This is a genomic window from Streptomyces sp. SAS_281 (assembly GCF_052542855.1).
The window spans coordinates 13,210-29,290 of record NZ_JBMNDO010000098.1 but is presented as its reverse complement, the minus strand read 5'-3'; the positions used below and the strand labels follow the sequence as shown (position 1 = coordinate 29,290).

Here is a 16,081-nt window from a genome sequence, read left to right as displayed (position 1 = left end):
CCCCTCGACCGATGCCGAGGGGGCCCGCCTGTGCGTGCTTCGTCCGGAACGTATCTCTCCGGATCTCAGGGCTGAGGTGTCCGGTCCCGCTCCCGGCCGGCCTCGGGGGCGGCGCCGGACGCCGGGTCGTGCAGCTGTACGTGGACCGGGGGCCAGTTGCCCCAGCCGGGGGCGGGCTCGGTCGCCACGTCGCGCCACCACGGCTCGACGGGCGGCGGATCGGCGGGCTCGAACGGCTGGCCGGGGCGCGGGGAGGCCATGGTGACGCCCACGGACCGGGTGGCGCGCATCGACCATTCGGCGGGCTCGGCCCACGGGTGCAGCGCGAGGTTGAACGTCCCCCAGTGGATCGGCAGCATGACACCCGCCGCGGGGTCGTCGCCCTGGAGGTCGAGGTGGGCGCGCACGCCCTCGTCGGGGCTCATGTGGATGTCCGGCCAGGCGCCCGGCTCCGGCATGTCGTCCGTGCGGTCCTTGGGCCAGTACTGGCTGTACGCCCCGATCTGGATCATGGTCGCGTCGAACGGGCCGTGTTCGGCGCCGATGGTCCGGAAGCCGGAGAAGTATCCGGTGTCGCCGCTGTGGTAGATCCGGTGCCGGGGTCCGGCGACGGCCCAGGAGGCCCAGAGCGTGTGCTGCTGGTTGCGCAGACCGCGTCCGCAGAAGTGGCGGGCGGGGGTGGCGGTGAGGCTGATGCCGCCGACCGTCGTGGTCTCGTTCCAGTCGAGCTCGCGGAGCCGGTCGGGCGCGACGCCCCAGCGCTCCAGATGCGCGCCGACGCCGAGCGGGACCGCGAAGACCGTGTCCGTACGGGCCAGGGCCCGGATCGTCGGGAGGTCCAGGTGATCGTAGTGGTCGTGCGAGATCACCACCACGTCGACCGGCCCCAGGGCGCCGAGCGGCACGGGGGCCGGGTGCAGGCGCCGGGGGCCGGCGAAAGCGAAGGGGGAACAGCGCTCCCCCCAGACCGGGTCGAACAGCACCCGCCGCCCGTCGATCTCGGCGAGGACGCCGGAATGCCCCATCCAGGTGATCCGGAGCCCGGAGGCGGGCGGCCTGGCGAGGTCGGCGACGGTCGTGGCGTGCACGGGCACCGGGGCGGCGGGGGCCCGGAGCACCCGCTCCTCCTTGCGGAAGTAGACCCGGGCGAAGTCCAGGGTGGAACCGGAGGGTCTGATCCGCGCGCCCACCGGATTCTGGAAGACACCGTCGGCGAAGTTGGGGGAACGGCGGATGCGCTCCATGCGCGCGCCGTCCGGGTCGGCCCCGAAGGCAGCGGGGCGCAGCGCACGCAGCCTGGAGCGGAGCGGAAGCCTGTGGTCAGCGCCGGTCACGGGGTCTCCTGAGGAGTCGGGGTCGTCCCATTATGGCCAAGGGGCACGACAGTGCGAGAGCGGAACAGCCGGGTGGGTGGCGTTCCGCACCGACCGCCTTGCCCGCGTCGCCCTCCGTACACGTGCTCGCCACGGGCACGCGGGAAGCCGTCCCCGCTCCCGCCGGGGAACCGGAACCGCGCCTCCTGCCGTTCGCGCACCGGCGCGTTCCGGCCACCGGGGCCGCGCGGCGGCGGGGACCGCGTTGACAGGGCCGCCCCCGGCTCCCGATACTGACCCGCGATTCAGTAATGCGGCCGCGACGCCGGCCCGCCGGACCGCCCGCGCGGAACCGCCCGCCGACAGTGACCGAGGAGCACTCCCGATGACGACGCCTCCGGTGTCCCCGCCCGCCCCGCTCATCTCGCTGACCTGGACCGACCACGCCACCGGCTGCCGCGGCCACCTCGTCGTCGACCGGCTGGTGCGCGGGGTGTCCAGCGGTGGCCTGCGGATGCGCCCGGGCTGCACGCTGGAGGAGGTGGCCGGCCTGGCTCGGGGCATGACGATGAAGGAGGCCCTGCACTTCGACGCGGACCGGACCGGGGCCCGCTACATACCGCTGGGCGGCGCCAAGGGGGGCATCGACTGCGACCCGCGCGACCCGGCGGCGTACGGCGTCCTGGTCCGCTATCTGCGGGCGATGCGCCCGTACATCGAGAACGTCTGGACGACCGGTGAGGACCTGGGCCTCTCCCAGGACCTGGTGGACCGCGCGGCGGCCGAGGCGGGTCTTGTCTCGACCGTGCAGGCCGTCTACCCGCTGCTCGACGACGAGGCCGCGGCCCGGCGCCGGCTGGCCGACGCCTTCGCCCTGGAGGTGGACGGCATCGGCCTGGACGAGCTGGTCGGGGGCTGCGGAGTCGCCGAGGCGGCGCTCGCCGCGCTGGACCGGGACGGGATCGCCCACGCCGTTGCGCGGGTGGCGCTCCAGGGGCTCGGGACCATGGGCGGGGCGACCGCCCGCTTCCTGTCCCGGGCGGGGCTGCGGGTGGTCGCCGTCGCCGACGTCAAGGGCACGATCGCGAACCCGGCCGGGCTCGACGTCGAGGCGCTGCTCGCCGCGCGGGACGCGTACGGCACCGTGGACCGGGGCGTCCTGCGCGCCGCCGACCGGGAGCTGCCTGCCGACGCCTGGCTCGTCCAGGACGCGGAGGTGCTCGTCCCGGCCGCCGTGTCCTACGCCGTGGACGCGGTGAACCAGGCCGGGATCAGGGCCCGTTGGGTCGTGGAGGCCGCCAACATGCCGGTGTTGCCGGAGGCGGAGGCGCTGCTCGCGGCGCGCGGGATCACCGTGCTGCCCGACGTGGTGGTCAACTCCGGCACCAACGCCTGGTGGTGGTGGACCCTGTTCGGTGACATCGGGGCCGACGCGGACGAGGCGTTCGCGCACACCCGGCGCGCGATGCGCGAACTGGTCGGCCTGGTGCTGGCCCGTGCGGCGGCGGACGGCTGCACACCGCGGGCGGCGGCGCACGCGGTGGCCGCCGGCCGGCTGCCGGTGATGGCCGAGCGCTTCGGCTGGTACCGCTGACCGGTGCCGACGGACCGCGCCCGTCCGCCCGGCCTCCCCCGCGCCCGGCATTGGTTAGGGTGACCGCGTGGCAAGAGTGCGGTTGGGAGTGGCGGAGCGGCGCGAGGAGTTGCTGCGTGCCGCCGTCGAACAGATCGAGGTGCGCGGTGTCGCGGCCGTGCGCATCGCCGATGTGGCGTCCGTGCTCGGGGTGAGCAACGCACTCGTGCTCTACCACTTCTCCACCAAGGAGAAGCTGGTGGCGGCCGCCTTCGCACATGCCGCCGAGAGTGATCTCGCCCATCTGCGCAAGCTGTTGAGCCGTCGCACGACGGCCGTGCGCAGGCTGCGCGCGGCCGTCCGCTGGTACGCGCCGACGGGCCAGGCCAAGGGCTGGCGGCTGTGGATCGAGGGCTGGGCGGCCGCCCTCCGCGACCCGGCGCTGCGCAATGTGGCCGGCGATCTCGACCAGCAGTGGAAGGCCGAGCTGGCCGAGGTCATCGAGGAGGGCGCGGCGGCGGGCGAGTTCCACTGCGACGACCCGATGTCCGTGGCGTGGCGGCTGACCGCCCTGCTGGACGGGCTGGCCGTGCAGATGACCTCGTACAACGGCCCGCTGTCCCGGGCCACGATGCTGGAGTGGACCGAGCAGGCGCTCGCCCACGAGCTGGGCATCGACCACGAGACCCTGACGGCCTGACCGCGCCTCTCCCTGCCCGGCCTGATCAGGTGGCGTGGTGCGCGGCCAGGAACTCCGGCAACGTCTCCTCGGTGAGCGGGTAGTAGTCGGACAGCCGGGCCCCCTCGTCGAGGCGCCGCCGCGCGAACTCCTCCCGGTCCTGGTGCCGCAGCGCGTCCTCGGCCAGCGGCACCGCGCTCTGCTGCGGCACCACGACAGCCCCGTCCTCGTCGGCCACGATCAGGTCACCGGGGGCCACCAGGACGCCGCCGACACCCACGGGGACGTTGAAGGCGGACGGGAAGAGCTCGGTCTGCGAGGCGTAGTGCGGGGTGACCCCCGTGCACCAGATGGGGACGCCGAGCGCGCGCACCCGGGCGGCGTCCCGGATGCGTCCGTCCACGACGATGCCCGCTCCGCCCTTCAGCTTGAAGTAACGCACCAGCATGTCGCCCAGGCAGCCGGTGTAGTGGCTGCCCTGGGCCGACACCACGAGAACGTCGCCGGGGCGGATCGATTCGAGCACCTTCCACAGCGCCGTCTCCCGCTCGGCGTCCTCCTGCTCCGCGCCGTTGAAGACGTCCTCGCGCCGCGGCAGGAACTGGAGGGTGACGGCACCTCCGGTGATCTGCACGTCGGGCTCGCGGTGCAGCGGCACCGGGCCGTCGATGAAGGTCCGGGTGATACCCATCTGGTGCAGCTTCGCGCAGGCCGTGGCCGCGCCGACCCCGCCGAGGGCCTCGACCATGCGTGCGGTGGGCCGTACGTACCGCTCGGTGTGGACCGGTGCCCGCATGGACGCGTATGTCCGGGCCTCCTCCGTCGACGGTGCTCCGTGATCCCCGGTCGGATTCATACTCTTGCCTCCGTACACAGCGCCAGTGACATCATCGCCTATCGATGGTAGATAACAGTTAATCGATTAGTGCTGTCAATGTGTCACGGGAGCCCTTTCATGGCCGCCACGTCAGCCGACTGGTTCGAAGCCGACCGCTTCGGACTCTTTGTCCACTTCGGTCTCTACAGCCTCGCGGCACGTCATGAATGGGTGCGCAGCCGTGAGTTGATGGGCCAGGAGCAGTACGACCGCTATCTGGAACGCTTCGACCCGGACCTCTTCGACGCACGGATGCTCGCCCGCGCCGCCAAGGAGGCGGGCATGCGGTACGCGGTGCTCACCGCCAAACACCATGACGGATTCTGCCTCTTCGGGTCGGCACTGACCGACTACACCTCGGTCCGGGTGAACGGACGCGATCTGGTACGGGAGTTCGTGACGGCGATGCGGGAGGAGGGGCTGCGCGTGGGGCTGTACTACTCCCTGCTGGACTGGCACCACCCCGGCTTCAGCATCGACGAGCACCATCCGCTGCGCGGCACCGAGGCCGCGGGCCGGCCGGCGGACATGGACGCCTATCGCGCGTATCTCCAGGGCCAGGTGAGGGAGTTGCTGACCGGATACGGACAGATCGACCTGATCTTCTTCGACTTCACGTACCCCTCGAAGACCGCCGAGGACTGGGGCGCGCGGGAGCTGATGAGCACGGTACGCGCGTTGCAGCCGGACATTCTGGTCAACGACCGGCTCGGGATACCCGGCGACTACGTGACCCCGGAGCAGTACCAGCCCGAGCGGCCGTTGGAGCGGAACGGCGTGCCGGTGCGATGGGAGGCGTGCCACACGCTGAACGGTTCGTGGGGCTACGACCGCGACAACCACGACTACAAGGACCCCGCGCTGCTGGTGCGGATGCTGGTGCAGTCGGTGGCCTGCGGCGGAAACCTCCTCCTCAACGTCGGTCCCACCGGCCGGGGCGCCCTCGACCCGCGTGCCCGGGAGACCCTGGCGGCGATCGGCTCCTGGACGGGACCGCACGCCCGTTCCGTACACGGAGCGGGCCCGAGCGGTCTCACCGCGCCGGCGAACGCCCTGTACACCCGGCGTGGCCGTCACCTGTATCTGCATCTGCTCGCCTGGCCCCTCAAGCACGTCCATCTGCCGGGACTGGCGGGCCGGGTCCGGTACGCGCAGTTCCTGCACGACGGCTCCGAGATCGGCTTCCACGAGGTGGACGGCACCGGGCACGAGCACACCAACATGACCCCGCCGGGCGAGCCGGCGGGGACCCTGACCCTGACCCTGCCGACGGCCCGGCCCGACGTCCTGCTCCCGGTGATCGAGCTGGAACTGGACGGTGACCCCGACGCCTCCGAGACGGGCAAGGTGTAGGCACGTGACGACAGGGACCCTGGGGGCGTCGTTCGGACCGGCGCTCGGCCCCGGGCTGGCACGGCTGCTGGCCGATCCGGCGGGCCGGATCGGCGTACCGGACGTGACCCACCGGAAGGTGTGGGACGCGGTGCCGCGCCGCGTCCGCGAGCGGCTGGCCGCCGAGGCGCGGGACGAGCTGGCGCGCCCGGAGCCGCGGCTGACGGCGGGGGCCTGGGCGCGAGCGGCACGCGCCGGGGACCGGGGCGCCTACGAGGACCGTGCCTGGGAGCTCCAGGAGCGGGTCTCCCGGCTGGTCCTGGCAGCCGTGCTGAGCGGCGAGGCGGCCGACGCCACCGCCGCCGGCGAGGTGTGCCCGCACCTGGACGCGGCGGTGGACGGCCTCGTGCGGTTCGCGGAGGCGAGCACCTGGTGCTGGGCCCCGCACGACCGGTTCACAGCGGCGCGCGGCGAGGTGGTGCCCGATGCGGACGAACCCTACCTGGATCTGGGGGCCGCCGAGGTGGCGGCGCTGTTCGCCTGGGCCGACCACGCGCTGGGGCCGCATCTGGACCGCCGGGCACCCGGACTCCGGCGGCGACTGCGGCGGGAGGTGGACCGGCGCGTCCTCGCCCCCTTCGAAGAGGTGCGGGACTGGCGGTGGATCGGTGCCGACGGGAACGCCAACAACTGGAACCCGTGGATCCACAGTGCGGTGCTGACCTGCGCCCTGCTGCTGTGCGAGGACGGTGCACGGCGGGCCCGGCTGGTGCGCCTCGTGGTCGCGGGGCTCGACCACTACATAGCCGCCCTCCCGGACGACGGGGGTGTGGACGAGGGCATCGCCTACTGGTGGGCGGGAGCCTGCCGGGTCCTGGAGGTCCTCGATCTCCTCGCCGGGGTGGGCGGTCCCGCCCTCGACGCCCGCGGGCTCCCCCTGCTGGGCGAGTTGCTGCGCTATCCGCAGCGGATGCATCTGGGAGGGAGCTGGTACGTGAATGTGGGCGACGCGCCGCCCCGCCTGTCCGGTGACCGGCCGTGGCACGTGCCGTACCGGTGGGGTGAGCGCCTGGGCCTTATGGAGACCTCGGCGCACGCGGTGGCGGGGGCGCGGCAGGAGGGCGATCCCGCGCCGCCCCGCGCGGGTCTGGGCCGTGCGCTCACGGCGCTCGCCGACCCGCGCTGGTGCGACGCGGTGACCGCCGGGGCCGCTCGGGACGAGGGCGCCCCGTGGCTGGCCGGACAGGTGTGGCTGCCACGCCTCGAGATCCTGGTGGCGCGTCAGGAGGCCGCTTCGCCGCGGGGGTTGACCGTGGCCGTGAAGGCGGGCCACAACGGCGAGCACCACAATCACCTCGACGTCGGTACGTACTGGGTGGCTGCCGACGGCAGGCCCTTGGTCGTGGACGCGGGCCGGCCTCGGTACACGGGGCAGACCTTCGGGCCCGAACGCTATGAGGCGTGGCCCTTCCAGAGCGCCTGGCACAACGTCCCCGAACCGGGTGACACCCAGTCCCCCGGACGGGAGTTCACCGCCCGCGAGGTGACCGCGAGCGGCGACGGCGGGCGGAGCGGCCTGACCGCGGAGCTGAGCGGCGCCTATCCGGACGGGCCGTTGAGCGGCTGGAGGCGGTCGGTGTCCCTGGTCCGCGCCACCGGGGAGGCTCCCGCGTACGTCGACGTCCGTGACGCCTGGCGGGGGCGGGTCCCGTATGTGCGGCTCCGCCACTTGTTGTCCGGCCGGGTCGAGTTGGCGGACGGCCTGGCACGGGTGACGGCCGAGGGTGCGGGGGTCGTCATGCGGTGGGATTCGTCCCTCTGTGACGCCTCGGCCGAACGCCTGGAGCTCGAAGACCCGCTGCTCAGGGAGAGCTGGGGAGCCTTCCTGACGCGCCTCACGCTGACGGTCCGGGACCCGGGCAGCGCCGGTGAGGTCACCGTGCGCTGGGAGTCGGCCGTGTGAACAACACGTTGCGGCAGCACTCTTGAACATTGAGGGATGCCAGTCATAGCATCAGCAATCGATAGACGATTAGCGAAGCGCAACGGCATCCGCTTCCCGCATCACCGGGATCACCGGCTGCCAGGCGCTCGCCGACGCCCGCAGGCCCTCCTGCTCGGCGCGACGCCCGCCACCCCACCCCCACGGTGCACCCCTTCCGGCCCGCACCCACCGACCCGCAGCAGCTATCGATTATTCACGACAACGCAACGGAGCGTGTCCGATGAAAGCAGTCTGGCGCCGTGTCTGCGCCTTCGCCGCCGCTCCCCTGGTGATGGCTTCGGCCGTCGCCTGCGGCGGCGACACCGCCGACGAGGGCGCGGGTGGCACCACCACCCTCCGCGTCATCGTGAACATCACGCCGAACCTGACGGAGAAGTACTGGCACGACCTCTTCGCCCGGTACGAGCGCACCCATCCCGAGGTGAAGGTCGATCTCGAGCTGACCGGCACCATCTCGGCGAACGCGAAACTGACCCAGGACCTGGCGGCCGGCGATCCCCCGGACGTCGCCCAGCAGATCATCCCCACCGCGGAGACCGAGTCCCTCTTCGCCGACCTGTCGGACCAGCCGTGGACGGCCAAGACGCCGCTGGCCGAGGAGTACGCCCTCGGCGGCAAGCGGTACGTGGTGGGCGTCGGTGAGCAGATCCAGTCGCTGGTCTTCTACAACAAGAAGGCGTTCTCCAAGGCCGGGGTCGACGCGACCGGGATCCGGACCATGGACCAGTTCACGGCCGCGATGGGCAAGTTGAAGAAGGCCGGGTACGACCCGTTGCAGACGGCCGGACAGTGGGTGACCGGCAGCCAGTTCTCCATGATGGCCGACGCCGGTGTGCTCACCGCCGAGCCGAAGTGGACCGCCCAGCGCATCGCGGGCGAGAACTCCTTCGCGGACAGCGGTTACGTCGCCTACTTCGACCAGTACAAGAAGTGGATCGACGCCGGGTACCTGAAGAAGAGCGCCCTCGGTCTCAACTACGCCGACGGGCAGACGGCCTTCCTCAAGGGAACGTCCGCCATGTACATCATGGGTTCGTACTTCGTGCCCGCCGCGGACCTCGCCAAGAAGAGCGACGAGATCGGTGTGTTCAGCATTCCGACCGACGGCGCCTATCCGTCGGGGCAGTTCGGCAACATCTCGAACCCGTACGTCGTGGTCAACAAGTCGCGCCACAAGGCGGCGGCGACGGATCTGGTCAAGTGGGCGGTGACCGACCCGGAGGCGATCAAGAGCCAGCTCGCCGCCGACGGCAACCTGCGCGCCGGGTTCAGCTACCCGATGTCGAGCCTCGGCACCTCCGTGCAGAAGATCCTCGACAAGGCCCCCTCGGTGATCGTGAAGTCCGGCGCGAACCAGCCCCTCGCCGGATTCAGTGACGAACTGAACAAGCAGGTCCAGTCCCTGTACACAGGCACCTCCCCCGAGGACGCCGCCGACGGATTGGACAAGTGGTGGAACTCGCAGCGCTGAAACAGCCGGGGCGGACCGCCGGTGCCGCGCCCCCGCCCGCTCCCCCCTCGCAGGCGGGCCGGCGCCGGGCCCGCCTGCGCGCGGGGGCGGTTTCGCTCGGTCTGATGGGGCCGGCCGTCCTGCTGTACACCGTGCTCACGGTCGTCCCGGTAGGAGTCGCGGTCTACCTCAGCCTCACCGACTGGGACGGCTTCTCCTCGGTCTCGTTCATCGGGCTGGAAAACTACCGGCACCTCTTCGACGATCCCAGCTCCTCGCAGTCCTGGTACGTGACGGCGGTCATCGCCGTGACCGGCACCGTGTTCATGGTCGGTCTCGGTCTGGTCTACGCCCTGATCCTCAAGGGCCGCTCCCGGACCAACTCCTTTTTCCGGGCAGTGGGTTACTTCCCGCACGTGATCAGCGCGCTGGTGCTCGGCTATCTGTGGGCGGCCATCCTCGGCACCAACGGCGCCATCAACAACACGCTGGCCAAGTTCGACATCGAGCCGGTCGGCTTCCTGTTCGACGAGAAGATGGCGCTGATCTCCCTGATCGCGGTCATCGTGTGGGCCGGCTTCGGATTCAACGTGGTGCTGTTCGTCGCGGCGTTGCAGACGGTACCGGCCGAGCTCCTTGAGGCCGCGGCCATCGACGGGGCGACGAAGCGGCAGACGAACCTGCGGATCGTCGTCCCCATGATCGCTCCCGTGGTGACCGTGGCGACCATCCTGAACCTGGTGGGCCTGATCCGTGCCTACGACATCATCGTCAGTCTCACCGGCGGCGGCCCGGCCGGCTCCACACAGACGTTCACGTACCTCATTCTCGCCCGGTCCTTCGAGGGCACGAAGGTCGGTTACGCGACGTCCCAGGCGGTCTTTCTCATGATCGTGTCCGCCGTGCTCGCCCTCGTCGTGACGGCGTTGCGCAACCGCCAAGATCAAGCTGCGACAGGTTAGGAGCCAGTGGTGGTCGTAATGGAGGCAAAGCCCCGCGAGGCCAGGACACGGCCACCGGCGGCCCCCGACGGGCTGCCGGGCCGCACCGGGCGGGGTGAGAGCCGTTCGCCCCTGCGCTGGATCATGCTCGGCGGTCTGCTCGTCGTCATGGTGATACCCGTGTACCTGCTCCTCGTGAACGCGTTCAAGTCGCAGCAGGACATCCTGGACAACCCCTTCGGCATTCCGTTGAGCAGGCTGACACTCACGCACCTCTCCGCCGCGGTGACGAGTCCGCAGTTCAACGTCATCGGCGGATACGGCTTCACACTGTTCCTCGTCGTGATGGTGGACGTGCTGTGCATCGTGCTCGCGGGCCCCGCCGCGTACGCGATCGCCCGCAGCCTGAAGCGGCGCACGCAACTGGTGATGCTGTACTTCCTGGCGGGAACGTTCATCCCGGGCGCCGCCGTGATCATCCCCGTGATCTACGTACTGCGGGAGATCGGCCTGGCGAACACGGTGACCGGTCTCGTGGCGCACGACGTCGCCTCGACGCTGCCCGTGAGCATCTTCCTGTTCGTCGGCTTCATCCGCACCATCCCCGTGGACATCGACCACGCGGCGACGATCGACGGCGCGGGCAGGTACCGCACGTTCTGGACCATCATCTTCCCGCTCATGCGGCCTGCGGTCGTCACCGTGCTGATCCTCAACTCCATCGGGATCTGGAACGACTTCGTGAGCCCGCAGATCCTGCTCAGCCCGTCGTCCGGGCACTACACGGTGACCACGGCGATCTACGCGGGCATCAGCCAGTACTCGACGGACCTGACGAAGGTGTTCCCCAACCTGCTGCTCGCCATCGCCCCGGTGGTCATCTTCTTCATCTACATGCAGCGCCACATCATCAGCGGCCTCACCGTGGGCGCCGTGAAGGGCTGACCCCGCCCGCCCCCCACTTGAACGACCGAGAAGAGGAGCCTGTCATGCCGAAACCGCCCACTGCGCCGGTGCCGGCGCCGCCTTCCACGCGGGGCGGAGCGCGCGGCTCGCGCCCCGCCGGCCGGCCGTGGCAGGTGGCGACCGCGTTCGCGGCCCTGTGCCTGGTCATGACCGGTGCCCATCCGGCCGCGGCCCAGGACGGGCAGACGTACTACGTGGCGACGAACGGCCAGGACACCGCGGCCGGCACCTCGGCCGCCCCGTTCCGCCACATCCAGCGTTGCGCCGAGCTCATGCAGCCGGGCGACACGTGCCTGATCACCTCGGGGACGTACGAGGAGACGGTCGTACCGACCCGCTCCGGCACGGCGCAGGCGCCCATCACCTATCGGGCCGCCCCGGGCGCGCAGGTGACGGTGAGCGGTGCCTCGCGGCTGAGCGGCTGGGAGCCCGTCACCGCCACGGACGTGACCGCGATCGGACAGAGCGACCCCTACGCACCGGACTCGGACTTCGCCGACGCCGTCGCGGCCGGACACGTCTACGCCACGGTCGCGGATCTGGGCGACGACGTGACCACGGTGCAGGTGTTCACCGACAAGGCCATGGACGTCGAGGCCCAGTGGCCCTACCCGGGCACGGACCCCATGGACCCGGTGCTCCAGTACGCGGGCGACGGCAGCGCCGACGCCACGATCGTGGACCCGGCCCAGACCCGCCCGGCGGGCTACTGGACCGGCGCGCGGGCCCTCACCGGATACTGGTACGTCTCCGCCACCGCCGGGGTGACCGGCTCGACGGCCGGCTCGGTGACCCTCGACGCGGCGCCGCCGTGCGTGCACAAGGTGGTGCCGCGGGAGACCCGGTACGCGCTCGCCGGGAAGATCGGCGAACTGGCGCACCCTGGCACGTGGTTCTACGACTCCGCCGCGCACCGCCTCTACGTGTACAGCAACGACGACCCCGGCACGCACACCATCGAGGCGAAGCGCCGCACCCTGGGCTTCGACCTGGCGAACACCAGCCACACCACGGTCGCCGGCGTCGGCCTGTTCGCCACGACGGTCAGGACGGGCGCCACCACGACCGGTGTCACGCTCGACGGCATCAAGGGCACCTACCTGTCGCACTACACGGACATCACCCGGGGTGCGACCGACTGCGGCTCCACCGTGACGCGCGGCGTCGGGGACACCGGCATCATCGTCGACGGCACCGACAACAAGGTCGTCAACAGTGATCTGTCGCTGAGCGCGGGCAACGGCATCGCGCTGCGCGGCCAGAACAACACGGCGACCGACAACGTCATCCACGACGTGGACTACATGGGCACCTACGCGGCGGGCATCGCCGTGCAGGGCAACAGCCAGACGGTGACCCACAACACGATCTCCCGGGTCGGGCGCAGCGGGATCAACCTCCAGTGGAACAGCGTCGCGGGCCTCTCCCCGGGCAAGGACGTCATCGCGTACAACGACATCTCGGCCTACGCCCGCCTGAGCCTGGACGTCGCCGCGGTCTACACCTGCTGCGGCGCGGACATGATGGGCACCTCCATCGACCACAACGTGCTGCACGACCCCGCGCCGAAGACGACCTCCTCCACGTTCGGCATCTCCGGTGTCTACGCGGACAACGGCCAGAGCGATCTGGTGATCGCCGACAACGTGGGCTGGGGCAACCGGGAGGGCACGGTGATGCTCAACGGCCTGGGCAGCGGCTCGCACGACAACGGCGTCTACAACAACACGGGCGGCATGACGCTGTTCTACGTGAAGGGGCCCGACCAGTCGACCGGCACGAAGATCTACAACAACGTGGGGAAGATAGCCGGCATGGACGGCGCCACCGACGGCGGGCTCGTCATGTCGAACAACCTCCCGGCGGAGACCGACCCGCTCTTCGTCGACGCGGCCGGCCATGACTACCGCCTGGCCGCGGGCTCCCCGGCCAGGAACGCGGCGATCGCACTGCCCGGCATCAACGACGGTTCCACCGACCCGGCCCCGAGCCTGGGCGCCTACCAGTACGGCGCTGCCCGGTGGACGGCGGGCGCGAGGCGCTGACACCGGGCGCGTTGACGGGTTCACGCAGAACGCCCGGCCGGGTTTGCCCGGCCGGGCGTTCTGCGTGGGTGGCCGCTGTCCACGGAGCAACCCCGACGCGTCCGCGCCAGGTGCGTCAGTCGCGGGCGGTGGCCTCCTCGCGGGGCTTCTTCGCGGCGCGGGCGTCCGGAACGGGCCCCCGGCCCGCCGCGTGGTCGGCGAACGCGCAGGCCGCCCCCTCGGCGTTCCCGTCACGCAGCAGACCGACCAGGCGGCCGTGCTCGTCGGCCATGGCGGACCAGTCACCGGCGAACAGCGGGTCGGAAATGGCGCGCAAAGTGCGCAGGCTGGGCTCGATGACCTCCCACATCCGCTCAAGAAACGGATTTCCGGCGGCCTGGCTGACCAGCGTGTGGAACTCGATGTCGGCGTCCCTGAAGGCGCCCATGTCCTTGCCGTCCACGGCTTTGCGCATCCGCTCGACCAGAGCGTCGAGTTCCGCCAGCTGATCCTTCGTGATGTGCTGCGCCGCCAGCTGCGCGGCGAGCCGTTCGAGCGGCTCACGCACCTGGCGTGCGTATTCCGCGTCCTGTTCCGAGATTTCGACCACGAAGTGCCCCCGGCGCGGCACATGCATCAGCAGGCCCTCCCGGGCCAGCTGCTTCACGGCCTCCCGGACGGGCGCCTGGCTGACCCCGAGCCGCCGCGCGATCTCGGACTCGACCACACGGTCGCCGGGGGCGAGGTCGCCGTCGACGACGGCCTGCCGCAGCAGCTCGTACACCTGATCGGAGATCAGGGCCTTGCGGAACCGGTCCTTGTTGGTGGCCAGTGTCGAGACAAATCCCGCCGACGCGTTCGCTGCCATGAATTCCCATTCCTGCGTAGGGGAAGGTCAGTTGGGACACTGTACGCGCTCATCGCCTATCGATGGAATACGCGCGCCTTTCCCCACTGCTTCCCCAGCCATTCCAGTTTGACGACTTCATGGGCGGGGCCGCCGCCCTCGTGATCATTGAACGGGTACGCCCGTATCTCTTTGTCGGCCTGATCCACATTCCGCAGCGCACCGTAATGGTTGAACGCGGCGTACACGGTGGAGGGCGGGCAGATATGGTCCATGAGCCCTACGGAGAACAGCGTAGGGGCGTCCGCCCGTCGCGCGAGGCTCACCGCATCGAAATAGGCCAGAGTGCGGCCGACGGTCGCCGCGTGCTCGCGGTGCGACTTCACGAACCGGGCGACCTCGACGTACGGCGGCATGTCGGTGATCGTCGTGGCGCGCCCGAAGTGGCACAGGAACGGCACGTCGGGCATGGCGGCGACCAGGCCGGGGACGAGTCCCGCCGCCGCGAGCGCGATGCCGCCGCCCTGGCTGGTGCCGGTGACCACGACGCGGTCGGGGTCGACCTCCGGGTGGCTGCGGGCCGCCGCGACGGCCCGTACGGCGTCGGTGTACAGGCGCCGGTAGAAGTAGCGGCGCGGATCGAGCACACCCCGGGTGAGGAAGCCCGGAGCCGCGATGTCCCCGGACGCCGGGTCCGGGTCGGGCGTCTCGGCGCCCTGGCCGCGCGTGTCCATGATGAAGTGCGCGTACCCGGCGTCCGCCCACAGCCGCTTCTCGTGCGGGGCCCCGCGGCCGCTGTTGTAGCCGAGGTACTCCACGACGGCGGGCAGCGGCCCGGTACGGGTCACCGGCAGTTGCAGCCAGCCGCGGACGGGGTGTCCGCCGTATCCGGCGAAGGTGACGTCGAACGTCTCGATGGTGGCCAGACCGTTGTGCACGGGGGTCCACGTGACGGCGAGGTCGTACGGGTCCTGCTCGGCGAGTGTCTCCTGCCAGAACGCGTCGAAGTCCGCGGGTTCGGGAAGGTCGGGGCGGTACTTCTCCAGCTCGTCGAGGGGCAGGTCGAAGAGAGCCATGTCGAAAACTCCGCGTCGGTCGGGCCGGCGGGCCGGCTGCGGGCCACTCTGATCGCCTATCGATCATCGAGAGAATCGAATCAGGGTGCCGTCAAGGCTGTCAACCGCGCAGCCGGTACACACGCCTTGCGGTGTCCTGCGCGAGGTGACGGGTCTGGGCGGGGGTGAGATGGCCGAGGCCCGTGCGTGACGCGGCAAGCGAGTCGGCGCGGGTGCCGCGCGTCAGACAGACGGGCCAGTCGGATGCCAGCAGGCAGCGTTCCGGACCGATGGTGTCGACCACATGCCCGACCAGACGGGCCAGTTGACGGCCGGGAACCCCGTGCTGCTGGGTGAGCAGACCGGAGATCTTCACCACGACGTTGCCGGCTTCCGCGGCTCGTTCGAGATCGGCGCACCACTCCCGCGGTTCACCGGTGCCGAGTCGCGGTGGGTTTCCCAAGTGGTCCACGACCACGCTCAGGTCGGGGTGTCGTTCGGCCACCTCGACGGCTGTGCGCAACGCCCGCTGATAAAGGTTGAGTTCGAGTGCGAGGCCGGTCTCGGCCAGCACTGGGACCAGATCCCGGGCAGACACGGGGGTGGCCGCCCAGTCCCGGCCGCCGATGCGCATGGCGTTGGGCCGGGTGTCGCCGAATTCGCCCAGGAGGGCACGGAACGCACCGGGCCCTGAGTCGCCATGGACATGAAGGTTGCCCACGTAGCCGGCGATCAGATCCGGTCGCTGGATGCGCAGTTGACGCAGGGCCTGCGTCTCTCCGGCATCGCCGCGGGACGCCTCCACGAGGATCGCACCGGCCAGGCCGAGTCCTGCCCCGGACGCCTCCAGATCGCCTTCGGTGTAGGCGCGGTGCAGTGGCGTTCCGGGGCGGATCCACGGGAACCCCTGGGCCGGGTCCCACACGTGGACGTGGCAGTCGATCACGATCGTCCTCCTCGCATCGGCGGTGTCCGGCGTCTTGACACCTCGGCCGCGTGCCGGTGAGTCTAGCCATCGG

The 16,081-nt window shown here is 70.9% G+C and carries 13 protein-coding genes; 8 read left to right on the top strand and 5 right to left on the bottom strand.

From position 1 onward, the window contains the following. Positions 1-65 precede the first annotated feature (65 nt). Positions 66-1,334, bottom strand: a complete 1,269-nt coding sequence (locus ACN6LM_RS28775) for an MBL fold metallo-hydrolase (protein WP_445068301.1) — start codon at positions 1,332-1,334, stop codon at positions 66-68. A gap of 364 nt (positions 1,335-1,698) precedes the next feature. On the opposite strand from ACN6LM_RS28775, the gene ACN6LM_RS28770 reads away from it, so the two are divergent. Together ACN6LM_RS28770 and ACN6LM_RS28765 are read left to right on the top strand one after the other, a co-directional pair. Next, a complete protein-coding gene (locus ACN6LM_RS28770) occupies positions 1,699-2,907 on the top strand; it encodes a Glu/Leu/Phe/Val dehydrogenase dimerization domain-containing protein (RefSeq protein WP_445068300.1) in 1,209 nt (402 codons plus the stop codon). A gap of 88 nt (positions 2,908-2,995) precedes the next feature. Further along, complete coding sequence (locus ACN6LM_RS28765) at positions 2,996-3,586, top strand: TetR/AcrR family transcriptional regulator (RefSeq protein WP_445068303.1); 591 nt, start codon at positions 2,996-2,998, stop codon at positions 3,584-3,586. Between the two features lie 25 nt (positions 3,587-3,611). On the opposite strand, the gene ACN6LM_RS28760 is transcribed toward ACN6LM_RS28765, so the two are convergent. Beyond that, positions 3,612-4,361 (bottom strand): RraA family protein, encoded by a 750-nt coding sequence (locus tag ACN6LM_RS28760; protein ID WP_445068299.1) that lies wholly within the window; start codon positions 4,359-4,361, stop codon positions 3,612-3,614. A 159-nt stretch (positions 4,362-4,520) separates the two neighbouring features. Here ACN6LM_RS28760 and ACN6LM_RS28755 point away from each other — a divergent pair, with 159 nt between their 5' ends. The 6 genes from ACN6LM_RS28755 to ACN6LM_RS28730 all read left to right on the top strand — a co-directional run bounded on the left by ACN6LM_RS28755 (position 4,521) and on the right by ACN6LM_RS28730 (position 13,181). Then, positions 4,521-5,795 carry an alpha-L-fucosidase gene (locus ACN6LM_RS28755; protein ID WP_445068298.1) on the top strand — a complete coding sequence of 425 codons (1,275 nt, stop codon included), beginning with the start codon at positions 4,521-4,523 and terminating at the stop codon, positions 5,793-5,795. A gap of 4 nt (positions 5,796-5,799) precedes the next feature. After that, positions 5,800-7,737, top strand: a complete 1,938-nt coding sequence (locus ACN6LM_RS28750; protein ID WP_445068297.1) for a heparinase II/III domain-containing protein — start codon at positions 5,800-5,802, stop codon at positions 7,735-7,737. A gap of 262 nt (positions 7,738-7,999) precedes the next feature. Beyond that, positions 8,000-9,250: an ABC transporter substrate-binding protein gene (locus ACN6LM_RS28745; protein WP_445068296.1), complete on the top strand. Its 1,251-nt coding sequence runs from the start codon at positions 8,000-8,002 to the stop codon at positions 9,248-9,250. Continuing rightward, positions 9,229-10,191 (top strand): carbohydrate ABC transporter permease, encoded by a 963-nt coding sequence (locus ACN6LM_RS28740; protein WP_445068295.1) that lies wholly within the window; start codon positions 9,229-9,231, stop codon positions 10,189-10,191. The genes ACN6LM_RS28745 and ACN6LM_RS28740 overlap by 22 nt, the downstream gene beginning before the upstream one ends. Before the next feature lie 18 nt (positions 10,192-10,209). Further along, a complete protein-coding gene (locus ACN6LM_RS28735; protein ID WP_445068294.1) occupies positions 10,210-11,115 on the top strand; it encodes a carbohydrate ABC transporter permease in 906 nt (301 codons plus the stop codon). Between the two features lie 44 nt (positions 11,116-11,159). After that, on the top strand, positions 11,160-13,181 hold the full coding sequence (locus ACN6LM_RS28730; RefSeq protein ID WP_445068293.1) for a right-handed parallel beta-helix repeat-containing protein: 2,022 nt from the start codon (positions 11,160-11,162) through the stop codon (positions 13,179-13,181). 115 nt (positions 13,182-13,296) lie between these two features. On the opposite strand, the gene ACN6LM_RS28725 is transcribed toward ACN6LM_RS28730, so the two are convergent. The 3 genes from ACN6LM_RS28725 to ACN6LM_RS28715 form a co-directional block, all read right to left on the bottom strand. Next, the gene (locus tag ACN6LM_RS28725; protein WP_164401627.1) at positions 13,297-14,028 is read right to left on the bottom strand and encodes a GntR family transcriptional regulator; all 732 of its coding nucleotides are present in this window, start codon (positions 14,026-14,028) and stop codon (positions 13,297-13,299) included. A 56-nt stretch (positions 14,029-14,084) separates the two neighbouring features. Continuing rightward, positions 14,085-15,083: an acetylxylan esterase gene (locus ACN6LM_RS28720; protein ID WP_445068292.1), complete on the bottom strand. Its 999-nt coding sequence runs from the start codon at positions 15,081-15,083 to the stop codon at positions 14,085-14,087. A 100-nt stretch (positions 15,084-15,183) separates the two neighbouring features. After that, complete coding sequence (locus tag ACN6LM_RS28715) at positions 15,184-16,008, bottom strand: amidohydrolase family protein (RefSeq protein ID WP_445068291.1); 825 nt, start codon at positions 16,006-16,008, stop codon at positions 15,184-15,186. Between the last annotated feature and the right edge of the window lie 73 nt (positions 16,009-16,081).

Bases quoted from the DNA above. Each gene is read 5' to 3' on its own strand.
- ACN6LM_RS28745 (WP_445068296.1), top strand. From the start codon at position 8,000: ATGAAAGCAGTCTGGCGCCGTGTCTGCGCCTTCGCCGCCGCTCCCCTG.
- ACN6LM_RS28725 (WP_164401627.1), bottom strand. From the start codon at position 14,028: ATGGCAGCGAACGCGTCGGCGGGATTTGTCTCGACACTGGCCACCAAC.
- ACN6LM_RS28730 (WP_445068293.1), top strand. From the start codon at position 11,160: ATGCCGAAACCGCCCACTGCGCCGGTGCCGGCGCCGCCTTCCACGCGG.
- ACN6LM_RS28760 (WP_445068299.1), bottom strand. From the start codon at position 4,361: ATGCGGGCACCGGTCCACACCGAGCGGTACGTACGGCCCACCGCACGC.
- ACN6LM_RS28755 (WP_445068298.1), top strand. From the start codon at position 4,521: ATGGCCGCCACGTCAGCCGACTGGTTCGAAGCCGACCGCTTCGGACTC.
- ACN6LM_RS28720 (WP_445068292.1), bottom strand. From the start codon at position 15,083: ATGGCTCTCTTCGACCTGCCCCTCGACGAGCTGGAGAAGTACCGCCCC.
- ACN6LM_RS28770 (WP_445068300.1), top strand. From the start codon at position 1,699: ATGACGACGCCTCCGGTGTCCCCGCCCGCCCCGCTCATCTCGCTGACC.
- ACN6LM_RS28735 (WP_445068294.1), top strand. From the start codon at position 10,210: ATGGAGGCAAAGCCCCGCGAGGCCAGGACACGGCCACCGGCGGCCCCC.